Raw genomic sequence first — 19922 nt, 5'->3', positions numbered from 1 at the left:
AGAAAGAACTTAATTCTTCCTTTTTTATATGAAGAAATTTATAATGCCATAATTAGAGGTAATTGAATTAAACCATAAACAAAGAGTGCTGCGACAATTATAAATATAAAAACTTCATAGTTTTTAAAAATTTGTTGCTTATAGTATTTTCTAACGTAAATAAACATAATTGCTCCAGGTAAAATAGTAAGCATTGTAAGCACAGTATACATAAATCCTGAAGCATACACCAGCCATAACATATAGGCAGTGGCAATTATTCCGACAATGTAATTTCCAAGTGAATCCGATTGCTTTTCTGTATAAGTTACTTTCAATTGGTATAGTGCTACACATGTATAGGGTAATAGTATAATTGCAGAAGAAAGTTGAGATAATATTGAATAAGCTTGATCTGTAACTATAAAGGAAAGTAACAATACTTGGACAATTATGTTGGTAATAATTAAGGCGTTAATAGGTATTTTGTTTTTATTTTCCTTAGTAAAAATAACCGGAAATAAATTTCTTTCTCCTGCCTGATAGGATACTTCTTCTGCAAGTAAGGTGTTTGCAATCCATGCGCCGAAAATTGAAATAATAACACCTAAATTGACTATTATGGCTCCGGCTTTTCCTATTACTCTTTCTAAGATATATGCCATTGCAGGATTTGGCAAACTTCTAATTTCTTCTTGAGTCATAATGCCGTAAGAAAAAACGGTAATACTCATATAAATAACAGTAACAGTGGCAAATCCAAGTAAAGTTGCTTTTCCTACATCACTTCTTTTTTTAGCACGACCGGAGAATACAACTGCTCCTTCCACTCCTATAAATACCCATACAGTTACGAGCATAGTGTTTTTAAGTTGATGGACAACATCTGGAAGATAAAAATTTTCAGTATTTAAACTCCAAAATCTATGAAAGAAAATGCCCTTATTAAATCCTCCAATGACGCAGACTATAAAAATTATTAAGGGAATTAATTTAGCAATCATAACCAGAGTATTTAAAAAGGTAGCTTTATCAAGTCCTTTACATATAATGTAGTGAATAAACCATAAAATTATAGAAGCTCCTACTATTGATGGGATGTTTTCTCCACCTTCAAATATGGGAAGGAAATAGCCTAGAGCACTAAACATCAAAGTACCAAACGCTACATTTCCGACAATTACTGAAACCCAGTAGCCCCAGACGGAATTAAAGCCCATAAAATCGCCAAAGCCTTCTTGAGCAAAGCTGAAAATTCCTGCATGCAAGTCAGGTTTTTTATTGCTTAAATTTTGCATTGAGAAAGCCAGTGAACCCATTCCAATACCTGAAATAATCCAACTTAAAATAGTTACGCCTGCGGAAGCAGAGGTTGCCATTTCCTTTGGTAGGTTAAAGATACCTGCGCCTATTATGGCACTGATGATAATACCTATTAGAGATAAAATATTAAGTTTTTTTTCTTCATTAGCCATGAATTTCCTCCTAAATTAATTAGTAGAGGTAGTATAACTTTGCATTAAAATCTCAAAGATAGGCAGCTTAATCCGCCGTCAATTTTTCTAAATTCCGAAGTGTCTACTACTAGTACCTTATATCCTAAATCTTCTATTTTCTTTTGAACATTGGGATAACCCTTTGGAACTAATACATAATCATTAACCCAAATACAATTTGCTCCATAAGCTTCTTTTATATCTACTTCAATTTTATTAAATTTTTCAAACTCAGGTGCGGTTTTAAATTCACCGGCTACTAGAAGGTTGTTATTTTCCAAATAAGCAAGACCTGTTTTTAGATGTAGCATTTCTTTCATTTCTACAACTTGACCGGTTAGTCCGTACTTTTCTAATATTTCTATCATCTGCCTTGCGCCTTCCTCATTAGTACGGTCTGAATGCCCGATATAAAAATGGTCTCCAACCATCATAATGTCTCCGGCTTCAATAGTTCCGGGTGCTTTAATATATTCAATATTGTCATAAAAAGATTTTAAGGCTTCTATCATATCTTCAAGTTCTGCTTCTTTTCTTCTGCTTTCTGCTCCTGGACGAGTGATAATTGCGCACTTACTTGTACAAAGTGCCACATCTTCTACAAAACAGGAATCTGGGAATTCGTCTTTTGGTTCTAAAACTGTAACGTTAACTCCGGTTTTCGTCAATGCACTTACATAATTTTCATGTTGCACTAAAGCCTTTTCATAAACTGGTTTTCCCTCATTAGCACTTGTCAAGCCTTCACTAATGGTTTTAGACGGTACACGAACGATTACATTTTTAAACATAATATTCCTCCTAAAAAACAAAAAATAACTATAGCTTTCAAAAATAGTATACATTATACAATAACTACAATCAACAAAAAAATTGGAAAGTGTGCTAATATAGTATTAGTATGAAAGCTTATTATAGGAATGGTGGGGGTTATGAGTATTAAAGATAGAGTATATGATTTTTTATCAATGCAAATTTCTTCTGGAAATATGAAGAGAAACGATAAGATAACAGAACAGTATTTGGCGGAACAGTTGGGAATAAGCAGGACACCTGTACGTGAAGTTCTTTTTCAATTAAGTGCTGATGACATACTGGAGCATGAGCCTAGAAAGGGCTTTAAATTTAAACAGTATACTAAAGAAGATGTACAGGATTATTATGAAATGATAGGTGTTTTAGATGCGAAAATTGCAAGCTTAGTAGTAAATAATTTGAAAGAAAGTGATTATTCACTTATGAAATTCTATATTGATGCAATGTCTTCAGCAATAGAAAACAAATTGTATACAAAGTATAATGATTTGCAAATTACCTTTCACAATATTTATATAAATAAATGTGAAAATGAAAAGATGATTGCGGAAATACATAGATTAAAGAAAAAATTTATAGGCGCGGATTATTCGCGAATAGATGAAAAGATGATTACGACGGAATTATTAAAAACCAATACAGAACATATGGAAATTTTAAAGCTTTTTAAAGAAGGAAGAGCAAACGAAGTTAGAGATTACATTGAAAATGTTCACTGGAGTAGGGAAAAAGCACTTTTAGATAATTGGTAAAACATAAAATAAGTAGTAAAAAAGAAAAAGGCAATGGTGCACTTCAGGTTGTTTGCCCTTTTAACGAATTAAAGTATTTTAAGTGTTTTTAACTATATAACGATAGTATATAGCAGTTGTTTATGGTATAATATTCGGAAATATTTATTTGGAGGAGATGAAATGGTAAAAGTTGGTATTGTTGGTTCAACTGGTTATGCAGGTGAAGAACTAGTAAGATTGCTGTTAAATCACAAAGAAGTAGACATTAAATGGCTATATTCTCAAAGTTATGTTGGTGAAGAATACAGTAGAGTATTTGGAAGTTATTTTAAAATAGTTGATGATACTTGCGTTGGAGGAGATATAGAAGAACTTAGTAGAGAAGTTGACCTGATTTTTACTGCAACTCCTCAAGGGTATTGTTCAGGAATTGTAAATGAAGAACTTTTAAAGCAGGTTAAAATTGTAGATCTTAGTGCAGATTTTAGAATTAAAGACATTGATGTCTATAAAGAATGGTACAAATTAGAACATAAATCACCTGAATTTATAAAAGAGGCCGTATATGGTCTTTGTGAAATAAATCGAGATGATATAAGAGAAGCAAGGATTGTGGCAAATCCAGGATGTTATACTACAGCGTCCATACTTGCTCTTTACCCCCTAGTAAAAGAAAAGATAATTGATTTAAAGAGTATTGTTATTGATGCGAAGTCAGGAACTTCAGGTGCTGGTAGAGGAACGAGTTTAGCTAATATGTTCTGTGAAGTAAATGAAAATATTAAAGCTTATGGAATTACAAATCATAGACATACACCTGAAATAGAAGAACAACTTACTTACGGGGCAAATGAGAAGATAATTATTAATTTCACGCCTCACTTAATTCCTATGAATAGAGGTATTTTAGCTACATCATATGTAAATTTAAAGGGAAAGTTTTCTTACGATGATATAAAGAAAATTTATGTGGATTTCTACAAAGATGATTACTTTGTAAGAATATTAGATGAAGGAATTTATCCTGAAACTAAATGGGTTAAGGGAAGTAATTATGTAGATATTAATTTTAAAATAGATGAAAGAACTAATAGGCTTGTAGTTATAAGTGCCATAGATAATTTGGTAAAGGGAGCTGCAGGTCAAGCTATTCAAAATATGAATTTAATGTATGGGTTTGATGAAGCCGAAGGATTGAAATTGGCTCCTGTGTTCCCTTAGTCTTAAAAATGGAGATGTGAATATGAGTGATACTATAAAATGCAAAGAAGTAGAATATAAGGCAAATGTATTAATAGAGGCTCTTCCCTATATTCAAAAATTTAAGGGAAAAATAGTGGTAATTAAATATGGCGGAAGTGCTATGGTGGACAGTGAGCTTAAGGAAAATGTTATGAAAAATGTAGCATTGTTAAAATCTGTTGGAATGCTTCCTGTAATAGTTCACGGCGGGGGAAATGAAATTTCAAAATGGTCAAAATATAAAGGGTTGGAATCAGAGTTTTATAAAGGGCTTAGGGTAACTGATGCTGAAACTATGGAGATTGCGGAAATGGTCCTTGGAAGTGTAAATAAAGGTCTGGTCGGTTATATGGAGAGCATGGGAGTAAAGGCTGTCGGTTTAAGCGGAAAAGATGGTTTTACCATTGAAGTTACTAAAAAATATGTTGACGGGAAAGATATCGGTTTTGTAGGAGATATTATAAAAATTAACACTGACTTGATTTATACTCTTTTAAACAATGGATATATACCTGTAATTTGTCCTATTGGAATGGATAAGGATTATGAAACGTATAATATAAACGCTGATGAGGCGGCAGGTGCAATTGCAGTTGCATTAGAAGCTGAAAAACTGGCTTTTTTAACAGATACTGAAGGTTTTTATTTGGATTTTGATGATAAAAGTTCTTTAATTTCCAGAATATCTGTAGATGAAGCTGAAAAGTTAATAGAAGAGGGAAAAATTGAGGGAGGAATGCTTCCTAAAATTCAAAATTGTGTATCAGCCGTAAAAGGCGGAGTTAAAAGAGTACACATTTTAGACGGTAGGAAATTGCACAGTATCTTATTGGAAATTTTTACAAATAAGGGAATTGGGACCCTAATATACAGGAGTGAGGAAATTTTATGAACAAGTACATGGAAAAATTCGAAGACAATGTTTTTAAAGCCTACAACAGAGCTCCCATAGTTTTTGAAAAAGGGGAAGACGTATATTTATACGACACTACAGGGAAAAAATATTTGGATTTTGTAAGTGGAATAGGTGTAGTTGGACTTGGATATAGCAATGAGAAGTTTAAAAACAGATTAAAGGATCAAATAGATAAAATTACACATACATCAAATCTGTATTATAATACGGCTATAGCTGAAGCGGCGGAAAAAATAGTTAAGGCAAGTAAAATGTCCAAAGCATTTTTTACCAACAGTGGAGCAGAGGCTATTGAAGGTGCTTTAAAAGCAGCAAAAAAATATGCTTATGAAAATAAAGGTGAAGATAAATATGAGATAATAGCCTTTAATAATTCCTTTCATGGAAGGACTATCGGTTCTCTTTCCATTACCGGAACTGAAAGTTACAGGAAACCCTTTATGCCTCTTTTAGATGGTGTTAAGTTTGCGGAGTTTAATGATATTGAAAGTGTTAAAAATTTAATTACTGAAAATACCATTGCCATTGTAGTTGAACCTATACAGGGCGAAGGCGGTATTAACGTTGGAGAAGAGAAGTTTTTTAAAGAGATTGAGAAAATTTGTAAGGAAAAGGACATTATTTTAATTTTAGATGAGATACAATGTGGCGTGGGTAGAACAGGAGATTTTTATAAATTTCACAAACTGGGAATTAAACCGGATATAGTTACCACCGCTAAAGCTCTTGGAAATGGAATCCCGGTAGGTGCCTTTTTGTTAAATGACAAGATGGCGGAAAACTCATTAAAACCGGGTGATCATGGAACTACCTATGGTGGAAATCCTTTGGCGGGAGCAGCTGTATCTGCTGTGCTGGATATTTTTGAAGAAGATAATATTCTAGACCATGTAAATGAAATATCAATTTATTTTGAGAAAAAATTAATGGAATTGAAAAATAAATATGACTTTATTCTTGAAGTTAAAGGTGAAGGATTAATAAGAGGTTTAAAGCTCAGGGATGATATAGTGGCGGGCGACGTAGTAAATAGAGGTCTTGAAAATGGACTTACAACTGTAGTGGCAGGGGGAAATGTGTTGAGATTCTTACCTCCTTTAGTAATTGAAGAAAAACACGTTGACGAAATGATTGAGAAACTGGAAAAGAGCTTTAAATAAAAAATTCATAGCATAAATAAAAATAGACAAATTTGTCTATTTTTATTTATGCTATTTTTACTTTTAAATGACTTATTAAAAAACAACTTGTAATAAAAACATATAAAAAAATGTTCCTATTGCAATACTTAGTAGCGTATTTTTTTTACGTAAATGTACTAATGTAATTAAAATTATAGATAATATTTCAGGTATGCCTCGAGTTCCGCTGGTAAAGGAAACGTCTTTTAAAGAGTAAACTACAAGTAAACCTATTACAGCATAGGGAAGAACATCTCCCAGATATTTTATAAAATCAGGTGGAGTTTTATCTTCGGGGAAAATAACAAAAGGCAAAAATCTAGTTAACATAGTACCTAAAATTATAACCAATATGGTAATTATACTTTCACTGACAGTCATTTGCATTATTCCACCTTCTTTCTAAATATAAAAAATATAGCTAAAATTAAAATCAAAGAGGGTATCATAAAATTTTCAGATCCGAATATGGCCAGGCAAATAATTGGAGAAATGACACCAATAATGGCTGAGGTATGAGATTTTGCAACTAACCATTGATTTATAAATATAACTAAAAATAAAGCCGTTAATACAAACTCAATTCCTTCCGTATTAAAAGTTATGTATTTACCTAGTAGTGATCCAACTATAGTCCCAAGTAGCCAATACATATAGTTTAAAAATGTTACAAAAAACATAAACCATCCTTTATCTACTTCATCAGGAACATCTACAGACACATTAATGGAAAATGTTTCGTCTGTTAATCCGAATATTAAAAATAATTTTTTAATACCTGTGTCCTTATACTTATTTAACATGGAGATACCATAAAATAAATGTCTGCAATTTACCATTAAAGTAAGTATAAAAGCAGCTAGGGGATTGAAAGCGGATAACAGTAAATTAACAGAGGCGAACTGCATAGATCCTGCATATATAAAAGCGCTCATGCAAATGGGATAGAATACGGAGAATCCTTTGCTACTCATTAATATTCCGTAAGAAAGACTTAAAAATAAAAATCCTGCTGCAATTGGAATAGTATGTGGGAAAGCGGACTTTAATGCTTTAATTTTTTCATTATCCATTTGTAATCTCCTTTCTTAGTCTATCTAATAAAATTATCATATTTTCAAATTTATTTCTACTTAATTAAAAATATAAGGCAATATAGTTATAAATAATTGATTAAGATAGTTAATTTTAGTAGAAGTCAGATAAATTAGGAATTTTAAAATATCCTTGCATATTGTAATAGTTAATATTTACGAGCAATTTTAATTATTTTTATATTTAAAAAATTTTTATCTATGATTTTGCAAATATATTAAAAGTATTTAGAGTAGATTAAGAATCAATTTAATCACCAAACTATTTTTTTAATAAAAATCGCAAATAAAAACAACTATAATAGAAGTAGTGTAATTACAACAATTTAAAATTATTATAGAAGGTACGAGAGTACTTAGATAAGACAAAAATATTTTAAAATATAATTTTGAAGTAAGTTTATAACAGTTTAATCGCACTTAAATTTTCCTTGATTTAAGTATGAATTTTATTATAACATATTAATTATTAAAGAAATAATGTAACGTTAGGAGTAAGTATGAGTGCATATAGAGTACCTATAGTTAGTGGAATTGCCATATCATTAATATTAATTTATATATCCATTATACCGGTTATGATTTATCAATATAGAAAGTATAACGGAGTGTTAATTAAAAAGAATTTAGTTGTATTTTCCTTTATATTGTATATGATAACTGCTTGGTTTATGACAATTTTACCCTTGCCAAGTATGGATGAGGTTGCAAATATGAAAGACCTTGTTCCGAATTTAACGCCTTTTAAATTTGTGAGAGATTTTCTTGAACAAAGCGGGTTTGAATTTGGAAATCCAAAGACTTGGTTAAGTTCATTAAAGTCACCAAGCTTTTATACAGTTGCTTTTAATTTGTTATTGACCTTGCCTTTTGGTGTTTACTTAAGGAAATATTTTAAATTTTCTTTTTTTAAAACCCTACTTTTTGGACTTTTATTGAGTTTGTTTTATGAGATAACTCAGTACACCGGAATATACGGAATATATCCTAAAGCTTACAGGTTGGCCGATGTTGATGATTTAATAGTAAATACCGTGGGAACTGTTTTAGGTTATTTAATCACTCCTATCCTAGGGATATTTTTACCAAGTGTAGAAAAGGGAGTTGTCAATACTAAATCGGAATATGCAAGTATTCTTAGAAGAGGTTTAGCCTTAGTTGTAGATTTTGCAATAGTAAATATTTTTATAGATGTCTTTAAATTAATTTTTCATATTTTTGGAATTAATGTGGAGATTTTTCATAATGCAATAACGATAGGTTTATACCTGCTTTATTTTATTATAATGCCGCTTATTTATGATGGTGAAACCTTTGGAATGAAATTACTTAAAATAAAAATTATAAGTATAAAAAACGGGAAATTAGCTTTTAAACAAATTCTAATAAGAACTTTTATATTAGTAGGTGTATTGGTAATTCTTGGAATTTTAAATACAGGACTGTCAAAATTGGAACAAAGTATAGCAACTATTATATTAGGATTGTCCATTGACGGAATTGTTGTACTATTCTACCTGTACTTATTTATTATGTTTTTACGGAAAAAGAGAATTTTATTTTATGATAATATAAGTGGTACAAGAGTTGTAGTTTTAAGTAAAACTGAAAATTAAAAAATGTAAAAGGGCCACCTGTTATTGTATGTTAAGTATAATAATAGGTAGCCCTTTAAGGGATGTGTATTATATTAATAAAATATTAATACGCTAAATTATTTATCCTGTAGACTTAAATATTCATTGTAATATTCGCTGTCTTTGTCAATCTTTGCTATTCCAATACCTGTAACTGCATAAAATACGGCGAAAATTACACCTGTATAACATAAAATAGCCCAAGGTAGGTATTGTATAGTGCTTACTCCGAGTGTATTTGCCATATATACGGCTGCTGCAGTCCAAGGGACTATGGGCTCTACAACAGTTGCGGAGTCTTCCAAAGTTCGTGAAAGGTTTTTAGGTTCCAAACCTCTTTTTATATATTCCTTTGAAAACATTTCTCCTGGTAGTAAAATTGACAATTGTCCATTACTGGTAACACATACTGCCACTATACAGGATATGATAGTGGAGATGATTAATCCTGCCACACTACTGACTAGTGTCATAAGTTTATTTAATACTATGTCCAATGAACCTGTAACAGAAACTGTACCGGCAAAGGCATAGGCGCAAAAAGCAATTAATACAGTTCCGAGCATTGAAATCATTCCACCTCTGTTTAATAAAGTGGGTATGTCGGAAATTAAATTTGAAACATCTATACCGTTTTGTGCAAACATATTTATGTTAAAACCGTCTATTGATGCTTGAAAGCATTGCTGTAATGTGAAATTTTGAAATATAATTGCATTAAAAAAGGCAACAAAACTTGAAAGCAACATAACCGGTATAGTAGGTTTTTTTCTTACTGAACCGTATAGTACGATTACAGGCGGCAATAAAATCAAAGGATTAAATTTAAAGAGAGATACCAAAGTATCTAAAATAAGTTTAATACTTTGAGAGTCATCTGCTGGAATTTTACCTACGGCAGAAAAGCCCGCAAAGGTATAAACCACGATACATATAATTGCGCCAGGTATAGTTGTATAGAACATATGGAATATATGGTCATATAAGTTGGAACCTGCTGCTATTGGAGCTAGATTAGTAGTGTCTGACAATGGTGACATTTTATCGCCAAAATATGCGCCTGACACTATTGAGCCTGCAACTAAGGGAAGATTTGCTCCCATACCGGTGGCAACTCCCATTAAAGCCACTCCGACTGTTCCGGCTGAACCCCACGAAGTTCCGGTACATATTGATACTATTGCTGTTACGATAAAAGAAGTTACAGCTATATATTTAGGACTTATTATTTTAAGACCATAATAAACCATCATTGGAATTGTACCGCCAATCATCCATGAACCTATCATAAAACCCACTATAATTAATATAAAAATTGCGGGCATGGTCTTTGAAAGTTTACCTACTATGGAATCCATAATATCGTCCCAGCTATAACCTAAGTAAATGGCTATAAATCCTGCGAAAATAGCGGAGACCAGCATTAGAACTTCTGCTCTAAGGTCTAAAACAACATATCCCAATCCTAACAGTACCATCATTATAATTATCGGTAAAATCGCCAAAAACAGGCTTGGCGTTTTCTTAATTTTACTTTGATTCATAATACACCTCATTTATAGAAATTGACAACGTTTTCTATTATAGGCATACAAAATCAAATAGTCAACCTAAAAATAAAACAATATTTTGTATTAATATTAAACAATATTTTCTGATATGTAAATAATAAAATATAATTTTTTTGAAAAAATAGTATTTAACTTGAAAAGTAAAATAAAATATAGACTTTATTAATATTGAATATGTATTTTGAAAAAGACAAGTGCAAAGGAAAATATATTCTAAAAATAAATAAAAGCCATATCATTAACAAATTAGTTTAAATTGTTTGTACCCCTTAATAAAATATTAAAGGGTACTTTAAAGGCTAAAAATGTATTTAATAAAGTGACTATATTTTTTTCCTTTTTTTAGAATAGGTTGTACAAAGGATTTAATATTAATTGAATTTGGAGCATACTGAGGCTCAAAGCAAAAGGCTGAAAAATTAGAATAGTTACTTTTCCCTTTAAAGTCTTTTAAATTAGAAGCAGTAAAAAACTGCATACAAGGATAGTCAGTATATAAGTCCAACTTTATTTTAGTCAGCGGAGAATAGGCGCTGGCTTTTATATTTTCACTATTTTTCAATAAAAAATTATGGTCATAGTCCAGTAGGATATTTTCTTTTAAAAACATTTCTTCTATGGAAATAGGTTTTTGAAAGTCCAAGGGTGTATTTGAAACATCTATTAAATTTCCATTGGGAATGTTGTTTTTATTCATTTCAGTATATTTTTCAGAAGCTATTTTGATAGTATGATTTTTTATATCTCCCACACCCTCACCGTTTAAGTTAAAATAACTGTGATTTGTCAGGTTTAAAATCGTATCTTCATCAGAGAGTCCAAAATACTCAATGGATAACTGATTTTCTATAAGGGTGTACTTTACTTTAATTTCTAAATTTCCAGGGAAGCCTTCCTCCATATTTTTACTGAAATAAGAAAAAATTATAGAACTATTTTCTATTTCAAAACTCCAAAGTTTTTTATGAAAACCATTAAAACCGCCGTGTAAATGGTTAGGGGGTTCATTAATTGAAACTTCGTATTCTTTGGAATTTAACTTAAACTTGCCTTTTTCAATTCGGTTGGCGTACCTTCCTATAGTTGCACCGAAAAATTTATCTTGTAAAATATATTCTTCCATGGAATTGCACCCAACAATAAGATCAAGATTATGTTTATTAATAATTAATTTTGTAATCATTGCTCCATAGTTAGAAAATTCAACTGTTAAAAAGTTATTAGAAATTTCTATAATATGAACTTTCTCATTTAAAGTTGTGGAAAACACTTGCCTATTTTTTATATTCATATTTATCTCTCCATTATTCTAATTAAAATCTATTGACATGACATGATAATAATATATAATAAAAATTAGGAATGTACAATCCATGTAACATGTTAGAGTATTTATGATGTGTCATTAAACAACATATATTTTTTATGTAGTATGTAACATGTTACATACATTAAAAAAGGAGGGGAATATATCGTCAATAAGAGATATTTCAAAAGCAACAGGTTTAAGTATAGGCACTATATCAAGGTATATCAACAATAGTGGCTATGTGAGTAAAGAATCTGCGGAAAAAATCAAAAAGGCAATTAAAGAATTGGATTATGTTCCCAATGAAAATGCAAGAGCAATATTTAAAAACAGATCTAATTTAATAGGCATAGTTGTATCCAGTCTTTCAAACCCTTTCTTTGCTGAAATGGCTATGCGTTTAGAAGAAAAAGCTTTTAAAAAGGGATATGGTGTAATCCTTTTCACAACAAATGATGATGCTGAAAAGGAAAGAGAAGCGCTGAAATTATTAAAAGGTTATAGAGTTAGAGGGATAATTACTACTCGTACTCAATTAAAGGATGTGATGGCAAATTTAAAGATGCCTGTAATTTCCTTTGAAACTGAAGTAAATAATGAAATTATTACAGTTTCAGCCGACAACTTTAAAGGTGGACAATTGGCATTTAATCATTTAATGGATAAGGGTTGTCAAAATATTTTACACATAAGAGGACCTAAAAACTTTGAGGCTTCAGAATTGAGGTATGAAGGATTTAAATCTGAGGCAAAGAAACATAATAAAAACTTTGACATTATTAGGTTCGACAGTGACTTTCACGTTTCTTACAATTTGGAGAAAAATATTGGAGATAAGGATATTACCAAGTATGATGGAATTTTTGTTTTTAATGATATTGCCGCAGTTTTGATTTTAAGATACTTACTTGAAAGAGGAGTGAAAATACCTGAAGAAACAAAGGTAATTGGTTTTGACAACTCCTATATGGGCGCTTTATTATATCCAAGTTTGACAACGATAGAACAATCCGTAGATGGAATTTCCTCAAAGTGCATTGACCTATTAGTAGATTTGATTGAAGGAAAAGAAGTAAAGGCTACAAGGTTTTATGACCCAGTAAAGTTAATTCAGAGAGAAAGTACATAAAATTTAAGGAGGAATGTTATGAAAATTAAAGGGAAAAAATTACTTAGTTTAGCATTAGTTTTTGTTATGATGCTAGGAGTTTTAACTGGTTGTGGCGGAAATAATGAGAAAAATGCAGGAGACACAGAGGAAGCGGCTGCTGAAAGTAAGGGTGTACTAGTGGGAGTTTCAATGCCTACAAAGTCACTTCAAAGATGGAACCAAGATGGCGAAAATATGGAAAAATCATTGAAAGCTCTAGGTTATGACGTTGAACTTCAATACGCTGAAAATAAAGTTGATATGCAAGTATCTCAAATTGAAAATATGATTACTAAGGGTGCTGAAGTTTTAGTAGTTGCTTCAATTGATGGTAGTGCTTTAAGTACAGTACTTGAAAGTGCTCAGGAAGATGGAATAAAAATTATAGCTTACGATAGACTTTTAACTAATACTCCTGCAGTTGATTATTATGCAACTTTTGATAACCAAAATGTGGGAACTATTCAAGGTAAGTACATTGAAACAGCTTTAGGTTTAGCAGAGGGAAAAGGACCTTTCAATATTGAATTATTTACAGGACCTCTTGATGACAATAACGTAAATTACTTCTTTGGCGGAGCTATGGAAGTTCTTCAACCTTATATAGATAATGGTCAATTAGTTGTAAAATCCGGTCAAACAACTATGGAACAAGCAGCTACAACTAACTGGGATGAACAAACAGCTCAAGCTAGAATGGACAATATTATTACAGCAAATTATACAGATGCAACTATAGATGCTGTGCTTTGTTCAAATGACTCAGTGTCACTTGGAGTTCAATCAGCTCTTAAAGCTGCAGGATATGGAACTGAAGAAAAACCTATGCCTGTAGTTACAGGTCAAGATGCCAATGTTGCAAACGTAAAAGCAATAGTGGCCGGAGATCAATCAATGTCAGTATTTAAAGATACCAGAGCATTAGCTGAAAAAATAGTTGAAATGGTAGATGCAGTAGTAAATGGAACTGAACCACCGGTAAATGATACTGAAACTTACGACAATGGAGTAAAGGTTGTACCTTCTTACCTATTGGAACCGGTAGCTGTTGATAGTGAAAATTATAAGGAATTATTAATTGACAGTGGATATTATACTGAGGAAGAAGTAAGCAAGTAATAATTAAGAATTAGCCAGATAAGGTTAATTCTTATCTGGCTATCTTAATTAAGGAGGAGAATATGGCAGAATACATTTTACAGATGAAAAACATCACCAAGGAATTTCCGGGAGTAAAAGCTTTAGATGATGTTAACTTAAATGTAGTAGAAGGAACTATACATGCCATTGTTGGAGAAAATGGTGCTGGTAAATCCACGCTTATGAATATACTAAGCGGAGTATATCCCTATGGAACTTATTCCGGAGATATAGTTTACGAGGGTGAGGTTTGTAAGCTTAAAAATATTAAGGAAAGTGAAGAAAAAGGAATTGTAATAATTCACCAGGAGCTTGCACTAGTACCAAATTTGTCTATAAAAGAAAATATATTTCTGGGAAATGAAAGAAGCAAAAAAGGTATAATCGACTGGAATAAGACTTATAAAGATGCAAAGAAATATACGGAACTTGTAGGTTTAGATGAAGATTTAAATGTATTAGTAGAAGAAATTGGTGTGGGAAAACAGCAGTTGGTGGAAATAGCTAAAGCACTTTCAAAAAATGTAAAGTTATTAATTTTAGATGAGCCGACAGCATCCCTAAATGATGATGACAGTGAAAAACTGTTGGATTTAATTTTAGATTTAAAAAAAGAGGGAATAACCTCTATAATAATTTCTCATAAGTTAAATGAGATAAATAAAATTGCAGATGAGATAACTATAATTAGAGACGGAAAGACTATAGAAACGTTAAATAGAAAAACAGATGACATTTCTGAAGATAGAATTATAAAGGGAATGGTAGGTAGAGAAATTACCGATAGATACCCTTTAAGAGATGTTGAAATTGGAGAGGTTCAATTTGAGCTTAAAAATTGGACTGTTGAATCAGATGTGGTCCCGGGCAAGCTGGCAGTAGACAATGTCAGTTTGTATGTTAGAAAGGGAGAGGTTGTAGGTATTGCAGGTTTAATGGGTTGTGGCAGAACGGAACTTGCAATGAGTATATTTGGAAAATCCTATGGGATATTTAAGTCAGGTGAAATTTATAAAAATGGACAGAAAATTGAAGTGGGAAATCCAAGAGAGGCAATAGACCACAAAATAGCCTATGTAACTGAAGATAGAAAAACACAAGGATTGATTTTAGAACAAAGTATAAAAAATAATATTACACTGCCAAGTTTAGATAAAGTAAGCGAGCGTGGAGTAATAAATGATAATGAAGAGTTAAAAGTAACAAATGATTATAAAGGGAAAATAAACATTAAAGCTCCCAACGTAATGCACCATGCTGAGAAGCTATCAGGGGGTAATCAGCAAAAGATAATGTTGGCAAGGTGGATTTATGCCGATCCGGATATTTTAATTCTAGATGAGCCGACTAGAGGCATTGATGTTGGAGCAAAGTATGAGATATATACGATTATAAATGAACTGGCAGCGGAAGGAAGATCTATTATAGTAATTTCTTCAGAGATGCCCGAGGTAATAGGTTTAAGTGATAGAGTTTATGTTATGAATGAAGGTAGAATTGTAGGCGAGTTGGATAAAAATTCTGTAAGCCAAGAAAACATTATGAAAGCCATTATGCAATCAACAAAAGGAGAATAAAATGAAGAAGGATGAACAAAACAAATCATTAGTCAATATAAAAATTGACTTTAGAAAATATGCAATGTTTATAGCTCTTGTAGCAATATCTATATTTTTCCAAATAGCAACTAATGGTATTTTATTAAAACCTATGAACGTTTCTAAATTGGTTATGCAGAACAGTTACATATTAATTTTGGCAATAGGGATGTTGCCTTGTATTTTAACTGGAAATGTAGACTTGTCAGTAGGTTCAGCACTGGGAATGATAAGTGCCGTTGCAGGAACTTTAATAATAACTGAGGGTTTTTCCGTTCCGCTTACTATAGCAATTTGTTTGGGGTTGGGAATCTTATTGGGAGCTTGGCAGGGATTTTGGATAGCTTATGTGAGAGTGCCTGCCTTTATAGTTACTTTAGCCGGAATGTTAATCTTTAAAGGTATTACCATGATTATTTTAAAGGGCAACACCTTGGCTCCTTTTCCGGAATCTTACAGATATGCAGCTTCCGCCTTTGTTCCTGAGTTGGGAATGGTTGGAAAAATAAGTGTAAGTACTGTGATTATTATGGTAGTTCTTGCTGCTATGATTGTGTTTTTTGAATTTAATAAGAGAAAACAGGAGACTAAGTATGAAATAGTTACTACTTCCTATAATAAGTTTTTATTAAAAGTTATTGCTGAAATAGCAGTTATAGTATTTGCGTTGTACTGGCTTAGCTTGTACAAGGGAATACCTGTAATTCTCATACTTTTGGTCTTATTAATTGTTATCTATACATTTATAACTCAAAAGACAACTCTAGGAAGAAGTATTTATGCCTTTGGAGGTAATGAAAGAGCTACAAAGTTATCAGGTATAAATACAAATAAAATATTTTTCTTAGTATATGTAAATATGGGCTTATTAGCAGCTCTAGCCGGATTAATATTCTCAGGAAGACTTAATGCGGCGGCGCCTTCTGCAGGCTCGGGTCTGGAACTGGATGCAATTGCAGCTTGTTATATAGGGGGAGCGTCTGCATCAGGTGGAGTTGGAACCATTATAGGAGCTGTAATAGGCGGTTTAGTAATGGGAATTTTAAATAATGGTATGTCCATTATGGGGATTGGAATAGATTGGCAACAGGCAATTAAGGGAATAGTGCTTTTACTTGCCGTGGCCTTTGACATAGTAAGTAGAAGAAGAAAAGGTTAGGAGGAAATTATGAACAAATTTTTTAAAGATATGCCGGTAGTTAAATACGAAGGACCAAATTCAACAAATCCATATTCATATAAGTTCTATGATGCTAAAAAAGTGATTGGTGGCAAAACAATGGAGGAACATTTAAAATTTGCAATGTCTTGGTGGCATACGCTTACTGCCGTTGGAACGGATCCCTTTGGTGAAGGTACAATGGATAGAACCTACGGAAATGAGGATCCTATTTTAAGAGCAAAGGCAAGAGTAGATGCAGGTTTTGAATTTATGGAAAAAATGGGTATTAAATATTTTTGTTTCCATGATGTTGATATAGCTCCTGAGGGAAATACTTTTAAAGAAACTAAAGAAAATTTACAGGAAATAGTTTCCTATATTAAAACTAAAATGGAAGGTACTGATATTAAATTACTTTGGGGAACGGCAAATTGTTTTGGAAATCCAAGGTATATGCACGGAGCCGGAACTTCTTGTAGAGCCGATAGCTTTGCTCATGCTGCCGCGCAAATTAAAAATGCACTAGATGCTACCATTGAACTTGGTGGAAGCGGTTATGTATTTTGGGGTGGAAGAGAAGGCTATGAAACTCTTTTAAATACTAGAATGGACTTTGAACTGGATAATATGGCTAGACTTATGAAGATGGCTGTAAAATACGGAAGAAGTAAAGGATTTAAGGGTGATTTTTATATAGAGCCAAAACCGAAAGAGCCTACTAAGCACCAATATGATTTTGATGCGTCAACAGTACTGGCATTTTTAAGAAAATATGACCTAATGGATGACTTTAAATTAAACATTGAAGCTAATCACGCAACTTTAGCAGGACATACTTTTAATCATGATTTAGCTGTTGCAAGAATTAACGGTGTACTTGGAAGTGTAGATGCTAACCAAGGCGATTCTCAACTGGGTTGGGATACGGATCAATTCCCTACAGATGTAAAAGATGCAACTTTGGCAATGTTGGAGATTATAAAAGCAGGGGGCTTTACTAATGGCGGTTTAAACTTTGATGCTAAGGTGAGAAGACCATCATTTACCTATGAAGATATTGTTTTTGGTTACATTAGCGGTATGGATACCTTTGCACTTGGTTTAATTAAGGCCTATGAAATACTTGAAGACGGAAGAATTGACGAATTTGTTGAGAAAAGATATTCAAGTTATAAAGACGGTATAGGAAAGAAAATAGTTGAAGATAACACTTCTCTGGAAGAATTGGAAGAGTACGTTTTAGAGGGTAAGGATAATTCTGAAATTGAAAGTGGAAGACAGGAATATTTAGAAAATATATTTAATCAAATACTATATAGATAAAAGGCACTTATGTGCCTTTAATTGTAGAGGTGAAATATGAATTATTTTTTAGGAATAGACTTAGGGACCTCTTCTTTAAAAACTGTTCTCTATAATGAAGAGTTTAAAACAGTTGTAAGCATTAGCAAGGATTATGAAATGCTTCAACCTTATAATGGTTGGGCAGAGCAAAATCCACAGGATTGGATTGATGCCATGGATTTAACTTTTGAGGAGCTAAAAAAAAGTTATGGCAAAGAACTTAAATCCCTAATGGGTATAGGACTTACAGGTCAAATGCACGGTTTGGTAATGCTAGATGAACAGAATAGGGTTTTAAGGTACCCCATACTTTGGTGTGACCAAAGGACAGAGGAAGAAATAAAGGACATTAATGATATCCTAGGTGAAGAGGAGCTTATAAGGATTACTGCAAATCCTGCTCTGACAGGTTTTACTCTATCAAAAATACTTTGGGTAAAAAAGCATGAACCTGAGATTTTTAAAAACTGTAAACACATTTTATTACCTAAGGATTATCTAAGATTTTATCTTTCAGGTGACTATGCCACAGATCTTTCTGATGCCAGCGGAATGCAACTTCTAGATGTTCCAAATCGAAAGTGGTCTGAGGAAATTTGTAAAACTTTTAAAATAGATATTGAAATGCTTCCGAAACTTTATGAATCAGTAGAATGTACAGGATATTTAAAGTCCGAGCTTAAGGAAAAACTGGGTATAACACATAATGTTGCTATTGCAGCCGGTGCCGGAGATAATGCAGCTGCTGCAATAGGATGTGGAGTGGTAAATGACGGTGAAACTTTTGCTACAATAGGTACCAGCGGAGTGGTATTTACTCAAAGCGATATTATTAGAACAGATGAAAAAGGGAGAATTCATACTTTCTGTTCTGCAGTTCCCAATACTTGGCACGTAATGGGAGTTACACAAGCTGCAGGTTTTTCAGTTGAGTGGTTTAAAGAGAATTTTTACAAGGATGTAGATAAGGGAAAAATTTTCTCTAAAATAGAAGAGGATATAAATAAATCTACAATAGGCAGTAATAAATTAATATACTTGCCTTACTTAATGGGTGAGAGGACTCCTCACTTAGATCCCAATGCAAGAGGAGCCTTTATTGGACTTTCGGGAATGCATAAAAGAGAGGATTTAATGAGAGCTGTAATTGAAGGGGTTACTTTTTCCTTAAGAGACTGTCTTGAAATAATTAGATCTATTGGACTTGAAGTGGAAAATATTTACCTTACAGGAGGCGGAGCCAATAACGATTCGTGGATAAAAATATTGGCAGATAATTTCAAAACTTCCATTGAGAAAATAAAGGGAGATGGCGGAACTAATTTAGGAGCTGCAATACTTGCTTCCATAGCCAGTGGAAAGTATAGTGATTTAAAAACGGTTTGTGAAAAGTACGTCGACTATGGAGAAAAATTTGACTATAATGAAGAAAATTTAAAAATCTATGAAAGTTATTATAAACTTTATGGAGAAAGTTATTTGGATTTGAAAAATTTATACTTTAAACTGTCAAAAATTTAAAGAAAAAGGAGCTTGGTTTTTAACCAAGCTCC

Annotated in this window: 17 protein-coding genes; 11 read left to right on the top strand and 6 right to left on the bottom strand. The window is 32.2% G+C overall.

The genetic code is table 11. The features are described from left to right. Nucleotides 1-38: 38 nt before the first annotated feature. A complete protein-coding gene (locus EF514_RS06870) occupies nucleotides 39-1454 on the bottom strand; it encodes a basic amino acid/polyamine antiporter (protein ID WP_127724701.1) in 1416 nt (471 codons plus the stop codon). Between the two features lie 44 nt (nucleotides 1455-1498). After that, nucleotides 1499-2266, bottom strand: a complete 768-nt coding sequence (locus tag EF514_RS06865) for a dimethylarginine dimethylaminohydrolase family protein (RefSeq protein ID WP_127724700.1) — start codon at nucleotides 2264-2266, stop codon at nucleotides 1499-1501. Between the two features lie 141 nt (nucleotides 2267-2407). On the opposite strand from EF514_RS06865, the gene EF514_RS06860 reads away from it, so the two are divergent. The 4 genes from EF514_RS06860 to EF514_RS06845 all read left to right on the top strand — a co-directional run bounded on the left by EF514_RS06860 (nucleotide 2408) and on the right by EF514_RS06845 (nucleotide 6343). Beyond that, nucleotides 2408-3043, top strand: coding sequence for a GntR family transcriptional regulator (locus tag EF514_RS06860; protein WP_164845563.1), 636 nt, complete (start codon nucleotides 2408-2410; stop codon nucleotides 3041-3043). Nucleotides 3044-3205: 162 nt separating this feature from the next. Continuing rightward, nucleotides 3206-4246: an N-acetyl-gamma-glutamyl-phosphate reductase gene (gene argC / locus EF514_RS06855; protein WP_127724698.1), complete on the top strand. Its 1041-nt coding sequence runs from the start codon at nucleotides 3206-3208 to the stop codon at nucleotides 4244-4246. 22 nt (nucleotides 4247-4268) lie between these two features. Further along, nucleotides 4269-5159, top strand: coding sequence for an acetylglutamate kinase (argB, locus tag EF514_RS06850; RefSeq protein ID WP_127724697.1), 891 nt, complete (start codon nucleotides 4269-4271; stop codon nucleotides 5157-5159). Then, nucleotides 5156-6343 carry an aspartate aminotransferase family protein gene (locus EF514_RS06845; RefSeq protein ID WP_127724696.1) on the top strand — a complete coding sequence of 396 codons (1188 nt, stop codon included), beginning with the start codon at nucleotides 5156-5158 and terminating at the stop codon, nucleotides 6341-6343. The genes argB and EF514_RS06845 overlap by 4 nt, the downstream gene beginning before the upstream one ends. Before the next feature lie 75 nt (nucleotides 6344-6418). Here the strand turns inward: EF514_RS06845 and EF514_RS06840 are convergent, their stop codons facing one another. Continuing rightward, entirely contained in the window at nucleotides 6419-6751 is a 333-nt protein-coding gene (locus tag EF514_RS06840; RefSeq protein ID WP_164845562.1) for a branched-chain amino acid transporter permease, read from the bottom strand. Further along, nucleotides 6751-7437 carry an AzlC family ABC transporter permease gene (locus tag EF514_RS06835; RefSeq protein ID WP_127724694.1) on the bottom strand — a complete coding sequence of 229 codons (687 nt, stop codon included), beginning with the start codon at nucleotides 7435-7437 and terminating at the stop codon, nucleotides 6751-6753. Before EF514_RS06835 ends, EF514_RS06840 begins: the two co-directional genes overlap by 1 nt. Nucleotides 7438-7958: 521 nt before the next feature. Between EF514_RS06835 and EF514_RS06830 the strand changes: the two genes are divergently transcribed. Beyond that, a complete protein-coding gene (locus tag EF514_RS06830) occupies nucleotides 7959-9074 on the top strand; it encodes a VanZ family protein (protein ID WP_127724693.1) in 1116 nt (371 codons plus the stop codon). 98 nt (nucleotides 9075-9172) lie between these two features. On the opposite strand, the gene nhaC is transcribed toward EF514_RS06830, so the two are convergent. Both nhaC and EF514_RS06820 read right to left on the bottom strand, forming a co-directional pair. Continuing rightward, nucleotides 9173-10639: a Na+/H+ antiporter NhaC gene (gene nhaC / locus EF514_RS06825; protein ID WP_127724692.1), complete on the bottom strand. Its 1467-nt coding sequence runs from the start codon at nucleotides 10637-10639 to the stop codon at nucleotides 9173-9175. A gap of 319 nt (nucleotides 10640-10958) precedes the next feature. Beyond that, the gene (locus EF514_RS06820; RefSeq protein WP_127724691.1) at nucleotides 10959-11957 is read right to left on the bottom strand and encodes an aldose epimerase family protein; all 999 of its coding nucleotides are present in this window, start codon (nucleotides 11955-11957) and stop codon (nucleotides 10959-10961) included. Nucleotides 11958-12105: 148 nt separating this feature from the next. On the opposite strand from EF514_RS06820, the gene EF514_RS06815 reads away from it, so the two are divergent. From EF514_RS06815 to xylB, 6 genes are all read left to right on the top strand, one after another. Further along, on the top strand, nucleotides 12106-13104 hold the full coding sequence (locus EF514_RS06815) for a LacI family DNA-binding transcriptional regulator (protein WP_205666387.1): 999 nt from the start codon (nucleotides 12106-12108) through the stop codon (nucleotides 13102-13104). An 18-nt stretch (nucleotides 13105-13122) separates the two neighbouring features. Continuing rightward, nucleotides 13123-14244: a multiple monosaccharide ABC transporter substrate-binding protein gene (gene chvE, locus EF514_RS06810; protein ID WP_127724690.1), complete on the top strand. Its 1122-nt coding sequence runs from the start codon at nucleotides 13123-13125 to the stop codon at nucleotides 14242-14244. 62 nt (nucleotides 14245-14306) lie between these two features. Then, complete coding sequence (gene mmsA, locus EF514_RS06805; RefSeq protein WP_127724689.1) at nucleotides 14307-15842, top strand: multiple monosaccharide ABC transporter ATP-binding protein; 1536 nt, start codon at nucleotides 14307-14309, stop codon at nucleotides 15840-15842. Nucleotide 15843: 1 nt separating this feature from the next. Beyond that, a complete protein-coding gene (gene mmsB / locus EF514_RS06800; RefSeq protein WP_127724688.1) occupies nucleotides 15844-17022 on the top strand; it encodes a multiple monosaccharide ABC transporter permease in 1179 nt (392 codons plus the stop codon). 9 nt (nucleotides 17023-17031) lie between these two features. Continuing rightward, nucleotides 17032-18348, top strand: a complete 1317-nt coding sequence (gene xylA / locus EF514_RS06795; RefSeq protein WP_127724687.1) for a xylose isomerase — start codon at nucleotides 17032-17034, stop codon at nucleotides 18346-18348. 36 nt (nucleotides 18349-18384) lie between these two features. Then, on the top strand, nucleotides 18385-19890 hold the full coding sequence (xylB, locus tag EF514_RS06790; RefSeq protein ID WP_127724686.1) for a xylulokinase: 1506 nt from the start codon (nucleotides 18385-18387) through the stop codon (nucleotides 19888-19890). The last annotated feature ends 32 nt before the right edge of the window (nucleotides 19891-19922 follow it).

It is taken from the genome of Anaerosphaera multitolerans (assembly GCF_004006535.1).
Lineage (GTDB): Bacteria > Bacillota > Clostridia > Tissierellales > Peptoniphilaceae > Anaerosphaera > Anaerosphaera multitolerans.
The sequence above is the reverse complement of the archived record's forward strand: the minus strand, read 5'-3'. Positions and strand labels throughout refer to the sequence as shown.

Excerpts from the sequence above, each read along its gene's own strand:
- argC (WP_127724698.1), top strand. The coding sequence starts at position 3,206 with ATGGTAAAAGTTGGTATTGTTGGTTCAACTGGTTATGCAGGTGAAGAA.
- EF514_RS06820 (WP_127724691.1), bottom strand. The coding sequence starts at position 11,957 with ATGAATATAAAAAATAGGCAAGTGTTTTCCACAACTTTAAATGAGAAA.
- EF514_RS06865 (WP_127724700.1), bottom strand. The coding sequence starts at position 2,266 with ATGTTTAAAAATGTAATCGTTCGTGTACCGTCTAAAACCATTAGTGAA.
- chvE (WP_127724690.1), top strand. The coding sequence starts at position 13,123 with ATGAAAATTAAAGGGAAAAAATTACTTAGTTTAGCATTAGTTTTTGTT.
- EF514_RS06830 (WP_127724693.1), top strand. The coding sequence starts at position 7,959 with ATGAGTGCATATAGAGTACCTATAGTTAGTGGAATTGCCATATCATTA.
- EF514_RS06860 (WP_164845563.1), top strand. The coding sequence starts at position 2,408 with ATGAGTATTAAAGATAGAGTATATGATTTTTTATCAATGCAAATTTCT.
- mmsA (WP_127724689.1), top strand. The coding sequence starts at position 14,307 with ATGGCAGAATACATTTTACAGATGAAAAACATCACCAAGGAATTTCCG.
- nhaC (WP_127724692.1), bottom strand. The coding sequence starts at position 10,639 with ATGAATCAAAGTAAAATTAAGAAAACGCCAAGCCTGTTTTTGGCGATT.
- EF514_RS06845 (WP_127724696.1), top strand. The coding sequence starts at position 5,156 with ATGAACAAGTACATGGAAAAATTCGAAGACAATGTTTTTAAAGCCTAC.
- EF514_RS06870 (WP_127724701.1), bottom strand. The coding sequence starts at position 1,454 with ATGGCTAATGAAGAAAAAAAACTTAATATTTTATCTCTAATAGGTATT.
- xylA (WP_127724687.1), top strand. The coding sequence starts at position 17,032 with ATGAACAAATTTTTTAAAGATATGCCGGTAGTTAAATACGAAGGACCA.
- mmsB (WP_127724688.1), top strand. The coding sequence starts at position 15,844 with ATGAAGAAGGATGAACAAAACAAATCATTAGTCAATATAAAAATTGAC.
- EF514_RS06840 (WP_164845562.1), bottom strand. The coding sequence starts at position 6,751 with ATGCAAATGACTGTCAGTGAAAGTATAATTACCATATTGGTTATAATT.
- EF514_RS06815 (WP_205666387.1), top strand. The coding sequence starts at position 12,106 with ATGTTACATACATTAAAAAAGGAGGGGAATATATCGTCAATAAGAGAT.
- xylB (WP_127724686.1), top strand. The coding sequence starts at position 18,385 with ATGAATTATTTTTTAGGAATAGACTTAGGGACCTCTTCTTTAAAAACT.
- EF514_RS06835 (WP_127724694.1), bottom strand. The coding sequence starts at position 7,437 with ATGGATAATGAAAAAATTAAAGCATTAAAGTCCGCTTTCCCACATACT.
- argB (WP_127724697.1), top strand. The coding sequence starts at position 4,269 with ATGAGTGATACTATAAAATGCAAAGAAGTAGAATATAAGGCAAATGTA.